The organism is Bacteroides zhangwenhongii, from assembly GCF_009193325.2.
Taxonomy (GTDB): domain Bacteria; phylum Bacteroidota; class Bacteroidia; order Bacteroidales; family Bacteroidaceae; genus Bacteroides; species Bacteroides zhangwenhongii.
In genome coordinates this window covers 1,357,485-1,374,943 of the sequence record NZ_CP059856.1, presented here as the reverse complement: position 1 = coordinate 1,374,943, position 17,459 = coordinate 1,357,485, and the positions used below count along the sequence as shown (strand labels likewise).

Sequence of the window (17,459 nt, the reverse complement as noted above, 5' to 3'; positions counted from 1 at the left end):
CAATTACTTCTTATCAGTCTTTTGATCACCTTTCTTTGTTTCTTTTACAAATTCAGCTTCATACTTAAACTTATTAAACCCTGCCTGTAACTTCTTTACATTTGTTTTCTCGGCATCATACGTGATAGTTACCAGCCTGGCTTTTACTTCAGTTACAATATCCTTCAATCCTTTTTCAAAGCGCATATTATCTTTTACTTTCTTTTCGCATTTCTCACAATGCATCTGGGACACTTTGAATACAACTACACGAATATCTTTTGCCAATACAGCTGCTACACTCAAAAGAGCCACCACGCAAGTGACCATCCATCTTTTTGTTTTCATTTTTCCTATCAGTTTAAAATTAGTATTCTTTATTTTCTATGTGATCGTTTCGCTACTCACTATTCCTAGTTTTTACTCACTATTCCTAGCTAAATTAAAACGTATTCCGATATATCCTTTTGCCCCGTGTACCGGTCCCCATATCATAGTGGAATCAAAGTTGCTTCCCCAAGGATTTGCCGCATCGACAATCGGATTCTTTTGTTTGAAATTGGTCAGGTTCTCGCCTCCTACATAGATAGACCAGCGGCGGAAGTAACGTGTCACCTGTAAGCTCAACTGCTCAAAACTACCATATCGACGTTCCCAGGACAACTGTCCATCTCCCAATTCATAAGGAGCAGGCATCCTACCTCCACCATTCAGTTGCAGTGTTGCATCAAACTGCCAAATCCCCAGCGGAGTCTGGTAAGAAGCAGTGAGCAAGCCTTTGTATTTGCTGGTTAGAGGTTTCTCCATTCGCACTCCTTTGTAAGTCGTTTTTGCATCCGTGAGTCGGTAAGCTCCTGTCAAAGTGAATCCTTTGAAGAAAGGATAACTTGCTTCCACCTGGAATACATGCGAGTAAGAACGTCCATTCAAATTATAGAAAGCTACTTCATGAGGGTTGCTATCCATATCCACTATTACTTGTTTCAAGAAATCTGTGTAATAGTATTCTGCATTTACATTCAGCGTTTTGCCGAATATAGGAATATAAGTAGATACACTGGCACCGTAATTCCATGCTTCTTCCATATCCAGATTCTTAGCAATTTCTACCTTACGACTACTGGAAAGCAGATAATTGTTTTCTGCCAGCACATGATTGGTACGATACCCTTTTCCGGCAGAAAGACGGAAGTTCACATAATCATTCGGATTGTATTTAAGATGTGCACGCGGAGTCACAAAGAAACCATGTTCGTTACTGTAGTCTCCACGCAAACCCGCCATCACCATCCATTTATCATTCAGGTTCAACGTATATTGCACGTATGCACCGGGAACGGCTTCCTTTTCAAAAGCTTTGAGAGGATTATCCGTATTATTCTCCAAACGATAATGCTGGTCGTAAGCATCATAATTGAAGCTTAATCCTGCGGAAAAGCTGTTCTGCGGATTAAATTCCGTTTCAAACATCAGCGAAGCATAAACGTTGGTTTGATCCACATTATACAGTTTGCGTCCATACGTAGCATCCTGATTGTGCAAAGTGGTGGAAAGAATCAAAGCCAGATTCGTATTCTTCTCCTTATTAAATATGTAAGCATTCTTGGTGAAGAATTCATAACGTTCTGTATCAATCCCCACTTTATATAAATCACCGGAGTGCATTGTCCCTCCATGATTGGCCTGTCCGCTGGTACGTGTTTCGGAAAGAGCTTTGATACCTGCCTGAAAAACATAATGGTCGCCCATATATGCCCATCGGTTCCACACATTATACTGTTCTACTTGAGGAATATCCACAAATCCGTCATCATTGCCATCATGCGCCTTAGTCTCATTCTCATAATGTGCCAGCAAAGAAGTACTCCATCGTTTGGAAATCTTTAATGTAGCATCTGCATTGGCTTCATACCGATTGGTAGTGCTTGCAAAAAGATTGGCAGATACCCAGTCGGCTTCCGGCAACTGCGGTTTCTTAAATTCCACGTTAATCTGTCCGGTGATGGCTTCATAACCATTCTTTACTGAAGACGTTCCTTTGGAAACTTGTATACTCTGCATCCACGGACCGGGAACATAACCTAGTCCATAAGGAGAAGCTGCCCCACGATAATTCGGAATGTTTTCCGTCAACATCTGCACATAAGTGCCGGACAGTCCTAATAATTTAATCTGCTTGGCCCCTGTTGCTGCATCAGAATAGCTCACATCTACCGAAGGATTGGTCACAAAACTTTCACCCAGATTACAACAAGCAGCTCTACTCAATTCAGCACTGCTTATCATATCTTCATTCATCACGCTACTGCGTAATTTCATCGTTCCCAGTTTGCGAGTGACAATATTCACCTCATTCAATTCCACTCCATCACGAAGCACAATATCCAACTGCTGATTTTTACTGCTCACATGAATGGTATCATTCTGGAAACCAATAAAACTGATTATTAACATGTGGCTTTTGGAAGGTTTTACAATAGAAAAACTACCATCTTCCTTAGTTGTCACTCCTTGCCCTGTATTCATCCAGAACACATTTGCACCCGGAATAGCCTCCCCAGTACTATCTTTCACTGTTCCCCGTACTTGCGCATATAGATTACCGGCAAATAACAGGAACAGTCCTATTATCATATATTTCATTCTTTCTAAAGTTACTTTCGAGATACAAAATTAATTTATTTCTCATGCAACTTAGTTGCATTCAGTTTCGCTTTACTTCCATATTCGATAGAAAGCAAAGGAATAAATAAGAAAGAAATAGTGGCTAAATAATATAAGTGGAATATAGCGCCAGCTTCTGCCTCGAACAGAGAGGTGGCGGAGAGGTCAGACTATCATATTCTACCGGTTTATCCGCATAAGTCGGAGTCAACAGATAGCAAAAATGCTCACACAAAAGATCGACTACTAAAGCTGATGTTGTCAGTTCAGTAGTATGTTTCATCAAATCAAGCTTATAGATAGTAGCTGTACAACCCTTATCGTTACAACCTTTTTTTGAATCACAAGTATGAGTCTTTTTACACTTCGGACAGCCTGTATCACAACAGCTCTGCACCGTTTCACAACGGGCACAACAATAATGTACAATAGAAACTCCCCCTCCTGAATAGATAATCAGAAGAGAAAGAAACAGTACGGATATGTAGGCTAGTCTTTTCATTTCAGGGGGCAAAGATAGAAATAAAAACAGACTTTTCCTATATGTTTTCGTTATTAAGATTCAATCCCCATTACAAATAGATTCTCTCGGTCATTATTTGGGTATTTTAGAGTCATATCAGCACAATTAACTCTTTTTACTCAACAATAAGACCTATCTTTGCCCCGAATAAATTCGTTGATTTTCAAGTAAACATTATGCTTACATATCTACTCCTTATTGTCACACTTTATCTGGCAGGCAATGCCTATATATTTATCAGAGCAAGACAAGCTCTGAAAGTTAAATCTCTTGGGGCGAAAATACTCTTAACCGTTTTATTCTGGGGATGCGCCTTATCCTTTTTCGTTACAATGTCGGCTCGTAATCTTGCAATGCCCGCATTTATCTCCCATTCAATGTACATCATCGGAACAAGTTGGTTGATATTTACTTTATACATGGCTTTACTCCTGCTTGTGTTTGACATCTTGAGATTATTTAAAGTCGTTTGTAAATATAGATTTCATTTATCCCTGCTATTCACATTAGCATTGTTGGGATATGGAGTCTACAACTATCACCATCCGGAAACCAATGTAGTCAGCATTTTAACCGGAAAACAATATAAAGATACTACCCAAGCAATTAAAATCGTCGCTATCAGTGATGTTCATTTGGGAAACGGTACAGGGAAAGCAGCATTAAAAGGATATGTGGAAATGATCAATGCGCAACGTCCTGACCTTATACTGATTAGTGGTGACTTGATTGACAGCAGTGTCGTACCTCTTTATACAGAGAATATGGCGGAAGAACTGGCTGATTTGAAAGCTCCTATGGGCATCTACATGGTGCCCGGCAATCACGAATACATCAGTGGTATTGATGAAAGTATCCGATATATAAGACACACTCCTATACAGTTAATGCGCGATTCGGTAGTTACACTTCCTAACGGCATACAACTGATAGGACGTGACGACCGTCATAACCGCAAGCGTCGTTCCCTGCAAGAGTTAATGGCAGGTGTCGATCAGAGCAAACCTACCATATTATTGGATCATCAACCTTTTAACCTGAAAGAAACGGAAGCTGCCGGCATCGACTTGCAATTCAGCGGGCATACACACCACGGACAAATATGGCCTATCAATTGGGTGACTGATTATATATTCGAGCAAAGCCACGGTTATCGCCAATGGGGAAACACGCATATATATGTATCTTCCGGACTGTCTCTATGGGGACCACCTTTCAGAATAGGGACACATGGCGAAATGGTTATTTTCAATTTTCAATGAATATTAATATAACATTGTCACATATGTTACAAACTCCGGGCAATCTCTGCCTTATCTTTGCAGAAAAAAAAGATTATGGAACAATTACATGCTCATGAAGTCCTCCACATGATGGAAGGCAATAGCTACTCGGAAGCATCATTACGGGAAGCAATCATTCAACAGTTCGGTGAACAACAACATTTCTATGCCTGTTCGGCAGAAGATATGGATGTGGATACCCTCATCGAATTTCTGAAGAAGAAAGGAAAATTCATGCCGGTAGAAAATGGGTTTACAGTAGACATAAGTAAAGTCTGCAACCACTAAGCCTCATTTCCGCACTCTACAAGAAAAGCAGCTTACCGAAAGAGCGAATACCCACGGCTTTTTCATTTAAGCTTTGATTTAGGGATATAATCTCCCTACCCATGCCAGTGCGGCATGGGAGCTAATCCAGTTGTTGATAATCAATAATTTACAAATATATCAAATCTAAATTTTTCTCATTTTTGAGCCAGAAAATGTAACACCTTAGTGAAGCTTACCGATAATTCCCTTGTTATCTCAGCTGTACCTTTTCGCTTATCTGATATTTTTTTCCTTCTGTTCTTCCAAACAGCAATCAGTGCCAAGACCATCCTTTGAATTGTGTCGAGGTTTCTAGCCGCCCGTTCAGCCTTACGCTTTATACTATCCTGCCGGAGGTTTCGGTCAAGATCCCAGTGCATGCTTTCAATAGCCCAATGCTGTTTGGTTATCTGACTAAGCCGCTCTGCACTGCTATCCAGGCTTGAAATGTAGAGTCGCTGTTCAGATGTAGTCTTGCCATCAGACTTTTTCTCGGTAGATGTGAGTATTTCTATAACAGTCAAATTGCCATTCCATTTTTCCTTGTCGACAATAAGTTCTTCCCCACGGTATATACGGCATATCCTTGACTCAATCCTGCCGTGTTCCAAGTATGGACCTTCCTTGTAGACATCAGTGGGGGTGGCGGTCTTTATAGAGTCTTCAAGGCCATAACGCAAAGATCTTTGATTCGCCTTGAGTTCGATCACGAAGTCTGCTCCCTTATCTCTAATCTTGTCTATTATTACCTTTTGGAATGACATGGCATCTGCTGTGACCACACATCCTGACACGTCTAGTTTGTCCAATAACCGGGGCACGGATTTGATTTCATTACTTTTCTCCTTGCAAACATCAGTAGCCAGAGTAAAGCCCGAACCAAGTGAGTATGCAGATACGATATCAGGGTTACGTCCGTTCTCGTACAAGGTACCTCGCATGGCCTTGCCATCAATACAAATGATATCAGTTGCCGAAGAGGATATTTCCTTGCGGAAAACGTCTGCAAAAGCAGACATTCGGTCAGCCATCTTTTCATCGTCTATGCTTTGAAACACACGGCAAAGCGTAGCTTCTGACGGCAAACCATATGGAAATAGCCCTTTCGCCTGCAGGCGTTTCAAGTGGCGTTTGCCAAATTGAAGTATTTCAGCTCTGGTAATACACTTGCTGAGCCTCCCCAATATGACAAGCATGAGTATGTCTTCAAGTTTGTGTTTGAAGTTTCCCCTGCTTGTTCTGCGGTATTCAGGGACTGAGGATACAAATTTTCTCAAATGAGTCATGATGCTGCCACGAAGACAGTCAAGGTGTTTTTTCTTTAGTGGTATTGTACGTAAAAACTTGTATATCAATAAAATAAATCGTATTTTTGCTATCGCAAAAACAAAGGCGGAAGACAATATTAACACCATATCTTATTGAATTCCGCCTAAAAAAAATAAAAATGAACGATAAGAAGAAACACCTAAGGCGGTGCTTCCGCATCGCTGCGCACGAATATAAGGAATTTTACTGCAATAACAAGCGATGAACAATATTTCTTAAATGAAAAAGCCGTGGCGAATACCTGAATATTTTTCTGTTTTTATTCGTCCGATTCATGAATTTCATCTATATTTGTCAATAGTGAATGATAGAACAAATGTAGAATTTATAGAAAAAACGAGTATGAAAAAACAATATGTCAGTTTGCTTGCTATTATACTTTCGGTAAGCGGCTTTTTCTTTTCTTGTCATGACAAGATGAACAAAAACACAGGTGCGTTACAGTTCGATAGTATCCGGGTAAATGAGACGGCACACCTCTTTAATGATACAGCCAAACCGGCATGTAACATCATCATCAATTTCACCTATTCCGACAAGTCATCGGATGATATGCTGAAAGACAGTCTGAATGCCTATTTCATATCCGCTTGTTTCGGCGACAAGTATATCGGCGAAAAGCCGGAGGAGGTTATAAAGCAATATACGGAGAATTATGTCAACGAGTATCGCCGTGATCTGGAACCGATGTATGCCGAAGACGAAAAAGACAAAGAGGACGAATCCTCCATCGGTGCCTGGTATTCATATTATAAAGGTATAGAAAGCCATGTACAACTATATGAAAAGGACTTGCTTGTATATCGCATCGACTATAACGAATATACCGGAGGCGCACACGGCATTTACATGACTACCTATCTGAATATGGACCTCACACTGATGCGCCCGCTCCGTCTCGATGACATCTTCGTAGGAGAATATAAAGATGCGCTGACCGACTTAATATGGAACCAGCTCATGGCTGATAATAAAGTGACGACTCACGAAGCATTGGAAGATATGGGCTATGCTTCTACCGGAGACATCACTCCAACCGAAAATTTCTATTTAAGCAAAGAAGGGATAACTTTCTATTATAATGTCTATGATATCACTCCATACGCTATGGGTCCTGTAAAAGTGACCGTGCCGTTCCCGATGATGGAGCATTTATTAGGCAGTAACCCGATTCTGGGAGAACTAAAAGATTAAACTTCATAAAAAACGAAACAGCAGTGGAAATCATACTGAAATATTTTCCTGATCTGACAGAAGAGCAGCGTAAACAATTTGCAGCTCTATATGACCTCTACATCGATTGGAATTCAAAAATCAACGTTATCTCACGTAAGGATATCGAGAATTTATATGAACATCATGTGCTCCATTCGTTAGGCATTGCAAATGTAATTCAATTCCGTCCCGGCACCAGTGTTATGGATTTAGGTACGGGCGGAGGTTTTCCGGGCATTCCTTTAGCAATATTATTTCCGGAAACCCAATTTCATCTGGTCGACAGTATCGGTAAGAAAGTGCGCGTAGCCACTGAAGTGGCAAATGCCATCGGATTGAAAAATGTCACTTTCCGCCATGCCCGTGCCGAAGAAGAGAAGAGAATGTTCGATTTCGTTGTCAGCCGTGCAGTCATGCCTCTGGCGGATCTGATAAAGATTATCAAGAAAAACATTTCTTCCAAACAGCAGAATGCGTTGCCAAACGGATTGATCTGCCTTAAAGGCGGTGAGCTGGAACACGAAACAATGCCTTTCAAACATAAGACGGTCATTCACAACCTAAGTGACAATTTTAAGGAAGAGTTCTTTGAAACCAAAAAAGTGGTATATGTTCCGATTTAGAAACTATATGCTTGATATATAAGATAAATCATAGAGAACCATGAAAATAAAGAGATTTGAGTTTAATATGTTTCCCGTAAACTGTTATGTTTTATGGGATGAAACAAAGGAAGCGGTTGTAATCGATCCGGGCTGCTTCTACGAAGAAGAAAAGCAGGTGCTAAAAAAATTCATTCTATCAAATGAACTGAACGTGAAACATCTGCTGAATACTCATCTACACTTGGATCACATTTTCGGAAACCCGTTCATGCTCAAAGAGTTCGGTCTGTCGGCAGGAGCAAACAAAGCGGATGAATATTGGATCGACGAAGCACCGAAGCAAAGTAGGATGTTCGGTTTTCAGCTGCAGGAAGCCCCTGTGCCATTGGGCAAATACTTGCATGATGGAGATATTATCACCTTCGGACATACCCAACTGGAAGCAATCCATGTGCCCGGCCATTCTCCCGGCAGTCTGGTGTACTATTGCAAAGAAGAGAACTGTATGTTTTCCGGTGATGTCCTGTTTCAAGGCAGTATCGGACGTGCAGACCTTACAGGAGGCAACTTCGACGAACTGATAGAGCACATTTGCAGCCGTCTGTTCGTACTTCCTAACGAAACCGTCGTATATCCGGGACACGGTGCTCCTACGACCATCGGAATGGAAAAAGCAGAAAACCCTTTTTTTAGATAAAATATAATCCCCCACAAATTATGAAAACCGATTTGTTAGCTAGCCGTCACATCGGCATCAATGAACAAGACACAGCCGTAATGCTTCGCAAGATTGGCGTAGAATCATTAGACGAACTTATTGACAAAACAATTCCTGCCAATATCCGACTGAAAGAGCCGCTTGCATTGACTAGTCCGTTGACGGAATACGAATTTGGAAAACACATAGCCACATTGGCTGGTAAAAACAAACTTTATACGACCTATATTGGATTGGGTTGGTATAATACGATTACTCCCGCCGTCATTCAACGGAATGTATTCGAAAATCCGGTGTGGTACACCTCTTATACTCCTTATCAGACGGAAGTATCACAGGGACGTCTGGAAGCACTGATGAACTTTCAGACTGCCATATGTGACCTCACCGCCATGCCGCTAGCCAACTGCTCATTGCTCGACGAAGGTACTGCCGCCGCCGAAGCCGTAAGTATGATGTATGCCCTCCGCTCACGCGCACAACAAAAGTCCGGTGCCAATGTAGTCTTTGTGGACGAAAATATTTTCCCGCAGACATTGGCTGTTATGACAACACGTGCCGTTCCTCAAGGTATCGAACTGCGTGTCGGCAAATATAAAGAGTTCGAACCTTCACCGGAAATATTCGCCTGCCTCTTACAATATCCCAATTCCAACGGAAATGTGGAAGACTATGCCGCATTCACAGAGAAAGCGCATACGGCAGAATGCAAAGTGGCTGTTGCTGCCGATATTCTGAGTCTTGCCCTGCTGACTCCTCCGGGAGAATGGGGAGCGGACATCGTGTTTGGAACCACGCAACGTTTAGGTACGCCCATGTTCTATGGCGGTCCGTCTGCAGCCTACTTCGCCACACGGGATGAGTATAAGCGGAATATGCCGGGACGAATCATCGGATGGTCTAAAGATAAATATGGAAAACTCTGTTACCGGATGGCATTGCAGACTCGCGAACAGCACATCAAACGTGAAAAAGCGACCTCAAATATATGCACGGCACAGGCTCTGCTGGCTACAATGGCAGGCTTCTATGCAGTCTACCACGGACAGGAAGGGATTTCGGTCATTGCCTCCCGCATCCACAGTATCACAGTGTTTCTCGACAAGCAACTGAAGAAATTCGGTTACACGCAAGTAAATGCGCAATATTTCGACACACTGCGTTTTGAACTGCCCGAACACGTTTCCGCACAACAGATTCGCACGATTGCCCTTAGCAAGGAAGTTAATCTGAGGTATTACGAGAACGGAGACGTAGGTTTCAGTATTGACGAAACAACGGATATTGCAGCCGTTAATGTGCTGCTTTCCATTTTCGCCATTGCCTCCGGAAAGGACTATCAGAAGGTAGACGACATCCCGGAAAGAAGTACGATCAGCAAAGCCTTGAAACGTACGACTCCTTTCCTTACCCATGAAGTGTTCAGCAAATATCATACGGAAACGGAAATGATGCGTTATATCAAACGCTTGGATCGAAAGGATATCTCATTGGCGCAATCCATGATCTCTCTCGGATCATGCACCATGAAGCTGAATGCTGCCGCAGAAATGTTACCTTTAAGCCGTTCCGAGTTTATGGGAATGCATCCGTTAGTTCCGGAAGACCAGGCGGAAGGGTATCGTGAACTTATAAGGAATTTGAGTGACGACTTGAAGATTATTACCGGCTTCGCCGGCGTCAGCCTACAACCGAATTCGGGGGCTGCGGGAGAATATACGGGCCTTCGCGTTATTCGTGCCTATCTGGAAAGTATAGGTCAAGGACATCGGAACAAGATATTGATACCCGCATCGGCTCATGGAACGAATCCTGCATCGGCTATCCAGGCGGGATTTACAACAATCACCTGCGCATGCGACGAGCACGGAAATGTGAAGATGGATGACTTACGTACCAAAGCCGAAGAGAACAAGGAGGAATTGGCTGCGCTGATGATCACTTATCCCTCCACCCACGGTATATTTGAAACGGAAATAAAAGAGATCTGCGACATTATCCATGCTTGCGGAGCGCAAGTATATATGGATGGAGCCAATATGAACGCGCAAGTGGGATTGACTAATCCGGGATTCATCGGCGCGGATGTCTGCCACTTGAATCTTCATAAGACATTCGCCTCACCACACGGTGGCGGAGGTCCGGGAGTAGGCCCTATCTGTGTAGCGGAACATCTGGTTCCTTTCCTGCCCGGACACGGTATCTTCGGCAATACCCAGAATCAGGTATCGTCCGCTCCGTTCGGTAGTGCGGGTATTCTCCCCATTACATACGGATATATCCGGATGATGGGTACGGAAGGACTCACCCAAGCTACTAAAATAGCGATCTTGAACGCCAACTATCTGGCTGCCTGTCTGAAAGACACATACGGCATTGTCTATCGTGGAGCAAATGGTTTTGTTGGCCATGAGATGATTCTGGAATGCCGCAAAGTGTACGAAGAGACCGGTATCTCCGAAAATGACATCGCCAAGCGTTTGATGGACTACGGTTATCATGCCCCTACCCTCTCGTTCCCTGTTCACGGCACATTGATGATTGAACCTACGGAAAGCGAGAGTTTGGCGGAATTGGATAACTTCGTAGCTGTCATGCTGAATATCTGGAAAGAGATTCAGGAAGTGAAGAATGGCGAAGCGGACAAGAACGATAATGTATTGGCTAACGCGCCGCATCCGGAATACGAGGTTGTGAATGACCGTTGGGAGCATTCCTACACACGTGAGAAGGCAGCTTATCCGATAGAGAGTGTACGCGATAATAAATTCTGGGTAAATGTAGCACGTGTAGACAACACATTGGGAGACCGTAAGTTGCTACCCACTCGCTATGGTATCTTTGAGTAACCCCGGGGCTCACATTCCTTGAGGCGTGGGCTTATTTCTATAAGCCAAGGGGGCAAACAAACTGAAGCCTTGGAGAAACATTGATTTCCCCAAGGCTTATGCCTCGTAACATAGAAGATAATCCAAGTGTAAATCTGAAAGTATGATTTCTACTTAACAATAGTTACAGTATCCGCTTTTACCTTCTTCTCTTTCATTGGAATCTTCGGATCGCCATATCCTAACGCAACACAGCCGTATACTTTATGACTAACCGGTACTCCCAATGCAGTGATAAATTCACGTACTTCGGGATCATCACAAGTCGTACCTAACTGATTGATCCAACAAGAGCCGATACCTAAAGACTGTGCAGCCAAAAACATATTCTCTATTGCACAAGCGCAATCCATACCCGCCCACCATTGAGTAGGTTCGTTAGAAACGATTACCAAAGTCGGGGCATGATAGTAACAGCAATAAGCCTTATTGCGGGCACGTTCCTGCAAACGGACATCATCACTTTTAGCAAAAGCTCCTTTTATGCGTTCATTTAGTTCTGCCAGTTTACTGACATTCTGAATAGCAGTGAAATGCCATGTTTCCAAATGCATTCCACTCGGAGCATACGTTGCAGCCTCCAGGATTGCCTGCAAATCTTCTTCCGGAACTTGTTGCTCCGTATAAGCACGCACGCTACGGCGCGCCTTGATGTTTTCTAAAATTTCATTTGTTTTCATGGGCGACAAGTGTTTTATATAAGTATATCATCATTATTAGTTTGACAGTCTCAATACTTTGTACTTTTTTCTACCGTTTGACCAATCCGATCTTTGCGTTTAGTTTGAAATAATAGACTCCATTCTCCCTCTCCAAAAATCCGTATTTATCCTTCTCCAAAGATCCTTTTTCGAAACGAGTATTCAGAAACAAGAAATCTTCCATCACTTGTTTCTCGGATTTATGGTAGCAAAGCACATCTCCATTACCATCTACCAGCAGAATGCCTTCCACTGCCGAATCCAGCCCGGTATAGATCTTTGCAGGACGCATTCCCAATGCCAATGCCATCAGAAATTGCTTTATTTTAAATTCATAGAACTTATGCTTGTTTATCAGTTCATCCTTGATCTTCAGCGGATTCATCTGTTTGATAACCTCCGTCAACTCACTCACACGTGATATGCCGTCAAGGTGCATTATACGAACCATCTCTGTCAGTACACGCGGGAAATGCAAATCAATCATCAAAAGATTGCTACGAAATACACGGTCGGCCACATCCGAATATTTAAGCACTCCTCCCAAACGTTCGATCATCATCATACGCTCGGCAACTTCATTAGGGCTCTCCGGCAAAGCATTGATCTTGTTTACTGTCGGAGTAGCAAATTTAATCCCGGTCTGCTCCAGCTTAAGATTCGCCGCACGCCCTCCATCCAACAATGGATTCATGGCACTCAACCGCGAACGGACATTAAATCCTCTCAAAGGCGCTTCCGAATGCCAGAATGCAATGGAGAAATCGGTGCGATCCTCCGTTTTTGCCTCCAAGTCGAAGATAGCCGCTTCATCCAGAAACTCTTCTACTCCATCCGGAGAGGTCACATCGTTTTCCGAAGAGGATTTAACCGCTTTCAGTATCAAGTCCGCTACGATACCGAAATCTTCACGAGGCATAGTTTTAACTCCTGTTTCCCCTTCGATGCGAATCGTCTCTTCCTCAATATAATACCGACGTGTCCCGTCGTGCTCTTCCCTCTGAATCATTGCAACAGGCCAGAATATATCTCCTGCCTTTGCTTCCGCCGTGCCTAACGCTACTCTCCCGTCCGCCAACAAACGGAAGAAAGTATAAAGTTCACACCATTCTTTTTTAGTTGCTTCGAATGCCATATATTTTTTCTTTATTTTGCTACAACTGTTTTTATCTTAATCTAATTTTATCCTATCTCTGCGACTGCTATCTTCCTTATTATATATAGGCCATAAGCAACTCCTACTGATTGATAACCTGCGGCAAAATTGCAGACGGTACAACCGGAGGAAGGATATGGGTCACCTCTTCCAACGGAGGGAGCTTGCCGACTTGTGCAAACAGGGAGTTCCGTATCCATTCTCCGGGAGTGACTACGATAAATCGTCCCGTCCAGCAACCATCAAAATAAGAAGGATTGCCCGACTGTTTCTTAATAGGGTAACAGATGTTTTCCCCTTTGCTCCGCATCTCCGGTGAACGTCCGGGATCATTCACCCACACATATTTGTCATCAATACCGCGAAGTACCATCCAATGTCCTCTCGGACCGGGACGCAAACCACGAACCGCACCTGTATATCTCACATTCACAAGCACAGGTATACCACGATCGATATAATCTTTCAATATCCGATAATCTTTCTGCTGGAAATGTTCGGCACTTATCATGTTTTCATAATAGCGTGCCAAAGAATCAATTTCAAAAGAATAGTATCCTCCTTGCCCTATCGAAGTGCGACGACGGAAAGGAGCGCGCTTTTTCAGAAAGTAATTCCGCTGATATTCAATCAGTTTCTGTTCTGCATCCTGAGCTGTGCGTTGCGTATCAGCCGTCATCCCTTTAAAATAATCAAAGACCATTAACGAGGAAGCTAGAGAACAATGCGAATAAGGATATCCCGCTATTTTCTGCGAATACCAAGGAACAGGAATGTTGTTGGGAGCAAACTTTTGAGCTTCCTGTGCATAGGCTTGTACACCGTTCCACACAAGAAAAAGCAAAAGCAATCTCGATATCATGTAGTATTTCTTTCTCATCCGGTTCAAATTCTCTTTCTCTCCTATTTTACTTTCAGTATATTAATTGGCACTTTTCCATTCAATGATTTTCTTTTTCATCCAAAATCCGAGCTGTTTCTACCTTTTCCAGCCGGGCACGCAGTTTCGCCATCATCGAACGACGAATGCGCAATGTCATACTGCAATCCATATCATACGACTGATTGAGTATTTCCGGTTCTTCTTCCTTCACGATACGCATCATATCATTCATAAAAGGATACTCAAACATAACAGTCACTTCCTCGTCCACTGTTTTTTCTATGATTGTAGCGGCAGCAATGGCTTCGGCAGCAGCAGCCTTGTAAGCTACAATCAATCCGCTTGTGCCCAACTTGATTCCACCGAAATAACGGACTACAATGATCAATATATCTGTCAACTCGTTCGAATTGATTTGTCCGAGAATCGGTTTTCCTGCAGTACCCGAAGGCTCTCCGTTATCATTGGCCCGAAAATCCTTGCGTGCCGCTCCGAGCATATAGGCATAACACACATGGCGCGCATCATAGTATTTCTTCTGATACGTTTCAAGATGCGCCTTTATTTCATCGAGGCTACGCACAGGAAGAGCGATAGCGATAAACTTGCTTCGCTTTTCCGTATAAATACCTTCAGAGGGTTCGGAGATGGTTTTATAAGTATCTTCAGCAGTCATGTTGCAAAGATACGGCTTTACACGGAAAATACCATCTGTCGTTTGGAAATATTAAATGATACGTTTGCCACAAATATACGGTTGATGTGGCACAAAGGAGCAGTCGTTTCGCTATAAACAACCGCTCTTTTTCATGGAAACAAGCGGTCGATCTGACGCAATTAACCGTATGATTGCAACAGATCGACCGCTCAATTTTATAAGATATCAGCTCTTGTTATAAGATGACAGTTATTAATCCAACTTATGAATCACAAGTCCCGAACGGAGTTTGGGTTCAAACCAAGTGGTTTTCGGTGGCATGATATTACCAGTATCGGCAATATCCATCAACTGTTTCATGGATACGGGATAAAGCGCTAAAGCCACTTTCATTTCACCGCTATCCACACGCTTCTTGAGCTCTCCCAAGCCACGGATACCCCCCACAAAGTCGATGCGTTTATCCGAGCGTAAATCCTTGATTCCCAAAATCTCATCTAAAATCAAATTGGAAGAGATAGTAACGTCCAACACACCGATAGGATCATTGTCATTATATGTGCCTGCTTTAGCTGTCAAGCTGTACCATTTGCTATCCAGATAAAGAGAGAAGTTGTGCAAACCGGAAGGCTTGTAGATATCCGTCCCTTTTTCTTCTACGATAAAGTTTTTGCCTAACGCATCAAGGAATTGTCCGGGAGTCAACCCGTTAAGATCTTTCACTACACGATTATAATCGATAATGGTCAGTTGGTTGGCAGGGAAACAGACAGCCATAAAGTAGTTGTACTCTTCATCGCCACGATGGTTCGGATTCTGCTTCGCCTTTTCTGCACCGACCAATGCAGCGGCGGCGGAACGATGATGGCCGTCAGCAATATAAAGAGCCGGCATTTTAGCAAATTCTTCGGTAATACGGGCAATGTCTTCCTCCCGGTCAACAATCCAGAAAGTATGACCGAAGCCGTCACCCGGAGCGATGAAGTCGTAGACAGGTTTTTCTGCCGTATACTTCTTGATGATTGCGTCCAACTTGTCATTATCAGGATAAGCGAAGAAAACAGGCTCGATGTTGGCATTATTCACACGAACGTGCTTCATACGGTCTTCCTCTTTGTCACGGCGGGTAAGTTCATGCTTTTTAATCACCCCATTCATATAATCGGGAACGTATGCACCGACTACCAATCCATATTGGGTTTTCCCGTTCATGGTCTGGGCATAAATATAATAGTTTTCCTTGCCATCCTGCACCAACCAGCCTTTATCCTGAAACAGTTGGAAATTTTCTGCAGCTTTGGCATACACACGCTCATCATGCTCGTCTGTACCTACCGGGAAATCAATCTCCGGTTTAATGATATGATAAAGAGACTTTTCGTTACCTTCCGCTTCTACGCGGGCTTCTTCGGAGTTCAATACGTCGTAAGGACGTGAAGCGACCTGCTCTACCAGGTCCTGCGGAGGACGAATGCCCTTAAAAGGTTTAATTATTGCCATGATATTAGTATTTTAGATGTAAAAAATAAAAGCCACAGACTTATTTAAAATCTGTGGCTCAAATATACTACTTATTTCTATGAATATTATTTATTCACACGGAATTTTTCGCAACCGTCCTTCAAGAAGCCTACAATCTGTTTAGCGGCAGCAATACCGGCATTGATATTGGCTTCGGCCGTCTGCGCTCCCATCTTCTTCGGAGTAGAGAAATAACGTCCGGCAAACTTCTCTGCAAATTCCGCATTAGCGGCAGGCATAATATCTGTGATATATTTGAAGTCGGCACGTTCCTCCATCAATTTAATCAGCTCAGCCTCATTGATAACTTCCTTACGGGCAGTATTGACCAACATCGCACCTTTCGGCATATCCTTCAACAAAGCATAATTGATAGAATTCTTCGTTTCGGCAGTTGCAGGGATATGCAATGACACTACTTGGCAAGTCTTATAGAGTTCTTCTGCAGAATCCAGCGCTTTCACACCGTCTTTCTCGATTACTTCTTTCGGGCAGAATGCATCGTAAGCATACACTTCCATTCCAAAACCTTTGGCAACGCGGGCTACGTTACGACCTACGTTTCCATAAGCGTGAATACCCAGTTTCTTACCCATCAATTCTGTACCGGAAGTACCGTTGTAGAAGTTGCGGACAGCATATACCATCATACCCAAAGCCAGTTCGGCAACAGCATTCGAGTTCTGTCCCGGAGTGTTCATCACACATACATTGTGGGCAGTGGCAGCGGCCAGATCCACGTTATCGTAGCCGGCACCGGCACGAACTACAATCTTCAGTTCTTTAGCGGCATCAAGCACTTCCGCGTCAATGATATCACTACGGATAATAATGGCATTCGCATCTTTCACTGCATCCAGCAACTGGGCCTTATCTGTATATTTCTCAAGTAAAGCAAGCTCGTATCCGGCTGCTTCTATTTCTTTACGAATACCGTCTACTGCAACTTTAGCAAACGGTTTCTCAGTAGCTACAAGTACTTTCATATTCTGATTCTATTTATAAAGGCTCACCACAGATTACGCAG

The 17,459-nt window shown here is 43.0% G+C and carries 16 protein-coding genes; 6 read left to right on the top strand and 10 right to left on the bottom strand.

What is annotated here, in order from left to right; all coding sequences use genetic code 11:
• Positions 1-3: 3 nt before the first annotated feature.
• From GD630_RS05480 to GD630_RS05470, 3 genes are all read right to left on the bottom strand, one after another.
• On the bottom strand, positions 4-327 hold the full coding sequence (locus GD630_RS05480) for a heavy-metal-associated domain-containing protein (protein ID WP_143869328.1): 324 nt from the start codon (positions 325-327) through the stop codon (positions 4-6).
• 72 nt (positions 328-399) lie between these two features.
• Complete coding sequence (locus tag GD630_RS05475) at positions 400-2,622, bottom strand: TonB-dependent receptor (protein ID WP_143869330.1); 2,223 nt, start codon at positions 2,620-2,622, stop codon at positions 400-402.
• 124 nt (positions 2,623-2,746) lie between these two features.
• Positions 2,747-3,145, bottom strand: a complete 399-nt coding sequence (locus GD630_RS05470; protein ID WP_143869332.1) for a hypothetical protein — start codon at positions 3,143-3,145, stop codon at positions 2,747-2,749.
• Between the two features lie 197 nt (positions 3,146-3,342).
• Between GD630_RS05470 and GD630_RS05465 the strand changes: the two genes are divergently transcribed.
• Together GD630_RS05465 and GD630_RS05460 are read left to right on the top strand one after the other, a co-directional pair.
• On the top strand, positions 3,343-4,428 hold the full coding sequence (locus tag GD630_RS05465) for a metallophosphoesterase (protein ID WP_143869334.1): 1,086 nt from the start codon (positions 3,343-3,345) through the stop codon (positions 4,426-4,428).
• A 75-nt stretch (positions 4,429-4,503) separates the two neighbouring features.
• Positions 4,504-4,737 carry a YecH family metal-binding protein gene (locus GD630_RS05460; protein WP_143869336.1) on the top strand — a complete coding sequence of 78 codons (234 nt, stop codon included), beginning with the start codon at positions 4,504-4,506 and terminating at the stop codon, positions 4,735-4,737.
• A 176-nt stretch (positions 4,738-4,913) separates the two neighbouring features.
• Here the strand turns inward: GD630_RS05460 and GD630_RS05455 are convergent, their stop codons facing one another.
• A complete protein-coding gene (locus GD630_RS05455; protein ID WP_182505685.1) occupies positions 4,914-6,044 on the bottom strand; it encodes an ISAs1 family transposase in 1,131 nt (376 codons plus the stop codon).
• A 385-nt stretch (positions 6,045-6,429) separates the two neighbouring features.
• On the opposite strand from GD630_RS05455, the gene GD630_RS05450 reads away from it, so the two are divergent.
• From GD630_RS05450 to gcvP, 4 genes are read left to right on the top strand one after another with little or no spacing between them, the layout of a single operon-like run.
• Complete coding sequence (locus tag GD630_RS05450; RefSeq protein ID WP_007759903.1) at positions 6,430-7,281, top strand: DUF3298 and DUF4163 domain-containing protein; 852 nt, start codon at positions 6,430-6,432, stop codon at positions 7,279-7,281.
• 23 nt (positions 7,282-7,304) lie between these two features.
• Positions 7,305-7,925, top strand: a complete 621-nt coding sequence (gene rsmG, locus GD630_RS05445) for a 16S rRNA (guanine(527)-N(7))-methyltransferase RsmG (RefSeq protein WP_143864532.1) — start codon at positions 7,305-7,307, stop codon at positions 7,923-7,925.
• A 40-nt stretch (positions 7,926-7,965) separates the two neighbouring features.
• Positions 7,966-8,604, top strand: a complete 639-nt coding sequence (locus GD630_RS05440) for an MBL fold metallo-hydrolase (RefSeq protein WP_143864533.1) — start codon at positions 7,966-7,968, stop codon at positions 8,602-8,604.
• Between the two features lie 20 nt (positions 8,605-8,624).
• Positions 8,625-11,474 (top strand): aminomethyl-transferring glycine dehydrogenase, encoded by a 2,850-nt coding sequence (gene gcvP, locus GD630_RS05435; RefSeq protein ID WP_143864534.1) that lies wholly within the window; start codon positions 8,625-8,627, stop codon positions 11,472-11,474.
• 149 nt (positions 11,475-11,623) lie between these two features.
• Here gcvP and GD630_RS05430 read toward each other — a convergent pair whose 3' ends face one another.
• From GD630_RS05430 to GD630_RS05405, 6 genes are all read right to left on the bottom strand, one after another.
• Positions 11,624-12,193, bottom strand: coding sequence for a nitroreductase family protein (locus GD630_RS05430; RefSeq protein ID WP_143864535.1), 570 nt, complete (start codon positions 12,191-12,193; stop codon positions 11,624-11,626).
• A gap of 70 nt (positions 12,194-12,263) precedes the next feature.
• On the bottom strand, positions 12,264-13,349 hold the full coding sequence (locus GD630_RS05425; protein WP_143864536.1) for an HpaII family restriction endonuclease: 1,086 nt from the start codon (positions 13,347-13,349) through the stop codon (positions 12,264-12,266).
• A 103-nt stretch (positions 13,350-13,452) separates the two neighbouring features.
• Complete coding sequence (locus GD630_RS05420) at positions 13,453-14,232, bottom strand: C39 family peptidase (protein ID WP_394368247.1); 780 nt, start codon at positions 14,230-14,232, stop codon at positions 13,453-13,455.
• A 79-nt stretch (positions 14,233-14,311) separates the two neighbouring features.
• Entirely contained in the window at positions 14,312-14,929 is a 618-nt protein-coding gene (locus tag GD630_RS05415; protein WP_143864538.1) for an IMPACT family protein, read from the bottom strand.
• Between the two features lie 234 nt (positions 14,930-15,163).
• Positions 15,164-16,411: a DUF1015 domain-containing protein gene (locus GD630_RS05410; protein WP_143864539.1), complete on the bottom strand. Its 1,248-nt coding sequence runs from the start codon at positions 16,409-16,411 to the stop codon at positions 15,164-15,166.
• Between the two features lie 86 nt (positions 16,412-16,497).
• Entirely contained in the window at positions 16,498-17,418 is a 921-nt protein-coding gene (locus GD630_RS05405) for an NAD(P)-dependent oxidoreductase (RefSeq protein ID WP_143864540.1), read from the bottom strand.
• Positions 17,419-17,459: the final 41 nt, after the last annotated feature.

What these genes read in the sequence shown, in the direction of transcription:
- GD630_RS05480 (WP_143869328.1), bottom strand. Translation starts at nt 327, where the DNA reads ATGAAAACAAAAAGATGGATGGTCACTTGCGTGGTGGCTCTTTTGAGT.
- GD630_RS05475 (WP_143869330.1), bottom strand. Translation starts at nt 2,622, where the DNA reads ATGAAATATATGATAATAGGACTGTTCCTGTTATTTGCCGGTAATCTA.
- GD630_RS05470 (WP_143869332.1), bottom strand. Translation starts at nt 3,145, where the DNA reads ATGAAAAGACTAGCCTACATATCCGTACTGTTTCTTTCTCTTCTGATT.
- GD630_RS05465 (WP_143869334.1), top strand. Translation starts at nt 3,343, where the DNA reads ATGCTTACATATCTACTCCTTATTGTCACACTTTATCTGGCAGGCAAT.
- GD630_RS05460 (WP_143869336.1), top strand. Translation starts at nt 4,504, where the DNA reads ATGGAACAATTACATGCTCATGAAGTCCTCCACATGATGGAAGGCAAT.
- GD630_RS05455 (WP_182505685.1), bottom strand. Translation starts at nt 6,044, where the DNA reads ATGACTCATTTGAGAAAATTTGTATCCTCAGTCCCTGAATACCGCAGA.
- GD630_RS05450 (WP_007759903.1), top strand. Translation starts at nt 6,430, where the DNA reads ATGAAAAAACAATATGTCAGTTTGCTTGCTATTATACTTTCGGTAAGC.
- GD630_RS05440 (WP_143864533.1), top strand. Translation starts at nt 7,966, where the DNA reads ATGAAAATAAAGAGATTTGAGTTTAATATGTTTCCCGTAAACTGTTAT.
- gcvP (WP_143864534.1), top strand. Translation starts at nt 8,625, where the DNA reads ATGAAAACCGATTTGTTAGCTAGCCGTCACATCGGCATCAATGAACAA.
- GD630_RS05430 (WP_143864535.1), bottom strand. Translation starts at nt 12,193, where the DNA reads ATGAAAACAAATGAAATTTTAGAAAACATCAAGGCGCGCCGTAGCGTG.
- GD630_RS05425 (WP_143864536.1), bottom strand. Translation starts at nt 13,349, where the DNA reads ATGGCATTCGAAGCAACTAAAAAAGAATGGTGTGAACTTTATACTTTC.
- GD630_RS05420 (WP_394368247.1), bottom strand. Translation starts at nt 14,232, where the DNA reads ATGATATCGAGATTGCTTTTGCTTTTTCTTGTGTGGAACGGTGTACAA.
- GD630_RS05415 (WP_143864538.1), bottom strand. Translation starts at nt 14,929, where the DNA reads ATGACTGCTGAAGATACTTATAAAACCATCTCCGAACCCTCTGAAGGT.
- GD630_RS05410 (WP_143864539.1), bottom strand. Translation starts at nt 16,411, where the DNA reads ATGGCAATAATTAAACCTTTTAAGGGCATTCGTCCTCCGCAGGACCTG.
- GD630_RS05405 (WP_143864540.1), bottom strand. Translation starts at nt 17,418, where the DNA reads ATGAAAGTACTTGTAGCTACTGAGAAACCGTTTGCTAAAGTTGCAGTA.